This is a genomic window from Polynucleobacter sp. 35-46-11 (genome assembly GCF_002281105.1).
The window spans coordinates 1-3,153 of the sequence record NZ_NCFJ01000301.1 but is presented as its reverse complement, the minus strand read 5'-3'; the positions used below and the strand labels follow the sequence as shown (position 1 = coordinate 3,153).

Annotated in this window: 3 protein-coding genes; 2 read left to right on the top strand and 1 reads right to left on the bottom strand. The window is 46.5% G+C overall.

The features are described 5' to 3' along the window. The first annotated feature begins 68 nt into the window (after nucleotides 1-68). Together B7Y67_RS13870 and B7Y67_RS13865 are read left to right on the top strand one after the other, a co-directional pair. Nucleotides 69-1,658, top strand: a complete 1,590-nt coding sequence (locus B7Y67_RS13870) for an RsmB/NOP family class I SAM-dependent RNA methyltransferase (protein ID WP_293599155.1) — start codon at nucleotides 69-71, stop codon at nucleotides 1,656-1,658. Between the two features lie 29 nt (nucleotides 1,659-1,687). Next, nucleotides 1,688-2,881: a fatty acid desaturase gene (locus B7Y67_RS13865; protein ID WP_293599154.1), complete on the top strand. Its 1,194-nt coding sequence runs from the start codon at nucleotides 1,688-1,690 to the stop codon at nucleotides 2,879-2,881. A 100-nt stretch (nucleotides 2,882-2,981) separates the two neighbouring features. On the opposite strand, the gene rpmG is transcribed toward B7Y67_RS13865, so the two are convergent. Beyond that, a complete protein-coding gene (gene rpmG / locus B7Y67_RS13860; RefSeq protein ID WP_015421876.1) occupies nucleotides 2,982-3,149 on the bottom strand; it encodes a 50S ribosomal protein L33 in 168 nt (55 codons plus the stop codon). Nucleotides 3,150-3,153: the final 4 nt, after the last annotated feature.

Below are 3,153 nucleotides of genomic sequence, written 5' to 3'. Positions count from 1 at the left end.
GATGGACGATTGCGAATAGAAGGTAATCAAGTTCAGGTTCAACCACCGGAGTCGCAATTAATAAAATTATGAGTAAAGAACGTTCATCCCGCGGAGCTAGCGCTGGTAGTAAATCCGGGTCCAGATCTGGATCACGCCTAGGCCCACAAAAAAGTTACGCTGCTAAATCCAAAGATCCATTACGTCGACCAGAGCGTCGTAATGCCAGTGGCAACATCATTGCGCCCGAAGGCCAAAAAAACTTTTCTAATGCCAAGGCTTTGCCCCAGCATGCAATTCATTTGGAGCGTCTGCTTCCAGAGTTATTGAATTTTGAGCAACCAGCGGATCGTGTTGTGAGTCGGTATTTCCGCTCTGAACCTCAGCTGGGTAATCGTGATCGTGCCTTGATTGCTGAGAGTGCTTTTGCTATCTTGCGTCGTAAAAATGAGTTCTCACAATTTGCTTCAAGCGGTGAGGGCTCCCAGGCTAGACGCTTAGCCCTATTGGGTTTGCTGTCTGCTCTGTCAGAGGGTGGTCTAGGTTCAGCCAATCGTGCTGAAAGTGCAATTGCTGATTTAGCTCACGTATTAAAGACGGGTGAGTATGAGTGGCTACAACGTTTTGCAACGGTTGATCCATCCGCACTCAATCCTCTGGTTCGAAATAATTTGCCGGAATGGTTGTGGGATGCTTTTGGAAAATATCCTGGCGAAGAGTCACGTGAAGAATTAGCCAAATCACTCATGCATCCAGCGCTTTTGGATTTACGTGCAAACACCATGAAGACAACTCGTGAGCAATTGCTTGCTGAGATGAATGCCTTGGGTGGTCGCTATCAAGCCATTCCAACTCCATATGCGCCAGATGGTGTTCGCATCATGGGTAAACCCGCTTTACAAAACACGGTTGGTTTCAAAGCGGGGATGTTTGAAGTACAAGATGAAGGTAGTCAGCTGTTAGCCTATTTACTCGCCCCGAAGCGTGGCGAGATGGTAGTCGACTTTTGTGCCGGTGCTGGTGGCAAGACTTTGGCAATTGGGGCAATCATGCGCTCAACAGGGCGTTTATATGCCCTAGATACATCTGAGCGTCGATTGGCTAATTTAAAGCCACGGCAGGCCCGTAGTGGCCTCTCTAACGTCCATCCCGTCTGGATTGATAGCGAGAATGACACCAAGATCAAACGTTTGGCAGGTAAGATTGACCGCGTTTTGGTCGACGCCCCTTGTAGCGGCATGGGTACTTTGCGTCGCAACCCTGATCTCAAATGGCGCCAGACCCCTGAAGGCGTGCTGGAGCTCAATCAAAAGCAGATGAATATTTTGGCCTCCGCAAGCCGCTTGCTCAAGCCAGGCGGCCGCCTGGTTTATGCCACTTGCAGTTTGTTGCCACAAGAAAATCAGCAAATTGCAGAGGATTTCTTGGCAAAGCATCCTGATTTTGAGGTTGTTCCAGCCGCTGAGGCTCTTAAGTCATTGTTTCCAAAGGATAAAATTCCTATGGGATGTAGTCCCGACAATCCTTGGTGGCAGCTCTGGCCCCATATTCATGGTACGGATGGCTTCTTTGGGGCTGTTTTTCAGAAAAAAGTAGCTGTTTCTGCAGTAACTGTCGATAAAGATGACGAAAAGTCGGTAAAAGTCAAAAGCAAGAAAGCTGTTAAAGAACTAAAATAAGGTTTTAGATCTTTCTAGGGATACCCCTTTTGAACACAGCTTCAGGTTTTGATTTATTCCTTAACTGGCTTTCTCACGGTTACCTTAATTGGGCTTGGTGGAAAATCGTCGTCTTCACCTTAGTGGCGACACACATCACGATTGCCGCTGTAACTATCTTCTTGCACCGTTGCCAAGCGCACCGTGCTTTAGAGTTGCATCCAATCATTTCCCATTTCTTCCGGTTTTGGCTCTGGCTGACAACTGGCATGGTCACCAAAGAGTGGGCGGCGATTCATCGTAAGCACCACGCTAAGTGTGAAACAGTGGATGATCCTCATAGCCCGCAAGTTCTCGGTATCAATACAGTACTTTCTCGTGGTGCTGAGTTGTATAAAAAAGAGTCACACAATCAAGAGACTTTAGAGAAGTTTGGTCACGGCACGCCAGATGATTGGCTCGAGCACAACATCTATTCCAAGTTCTCTTGGCAAGGTGTAGCCTTGATGTTGATCATCGACGTCATTTTGTTTGGTGCAATTGGCTTAACAGTGTGGGCGGTACAAATGTTGTGGATCCCCATTACTGCTGCTGGAATTATTAATGGCATTGGCCACTTTTGGGGCTATCGCAATTACGACTGTGAAGATGCCTCAAGAAATATTTTTCCTTGGGGTATTTTGATTGGTGGCGAAGAGTTACATAACAACCATCACACCTTTGCTACTAGCGCCAAGCTCTCTAGTAAGTGGTACGAGTTTGATATTGGCTGGATGTACATTCAGATGATGAGTGCTGTAGGCTTGGCTAAAGTGAAAAAGACTTCTCCTAAGCCGGTACTGAGCGACTTACGTCCTGCCGATCAAGGTACGCTCGAAGCCATCATTGCAAATCGTTATGAAATCATGGCCCGCTACAGTAAGACCCTGAGCGCCTTCTTCAGTAATGAGGTTCAGCACATGCAAGTGTTGGCCGCCCATCTGAAAGATGCGCGTACCTGGTTGAGCAAAGATGAATCACGTTTAACCGCAGAAGAAAAAATCAAGCTAGAAGAGTTGATGGCCAGCAATGTGCAGCTTCGCAAGATGATTGAGATGCGTCGTGATTTGCAAGCGATTTGGAGCCGCTCTAATGCCACGGGTGATCAACTGGTTGCTCAGTTACATACTTGGTGTCAGCGCGCCGAAGAGAGTGGTTTATCGAGTCTGCGTGACTTCTCTTTGAGATTGCGTCGTTACGCTTAAGAGGTGAGTTGTATTTAGTCTTGGTGAAAATCAAGGCAATAAAAAACCCGCTGATGTAGCGGGTTTTTTATTTGCTGCAAATAAATATCGAATCGATACATTACTTGAGCTTTGTTTCTTTGTAAGCGACGTGCTTGCGAATGGTTGGATCAAATTTCATGATTTCCATTTTCTCAGGCTTTGTACGCTTGTTTTTTGAAGTTGTATAGAAGTGACCAGTACCAGCTGATGACTCTAATTTGATTTTTTCTCTGCCGCCTTTAGCCATTTGT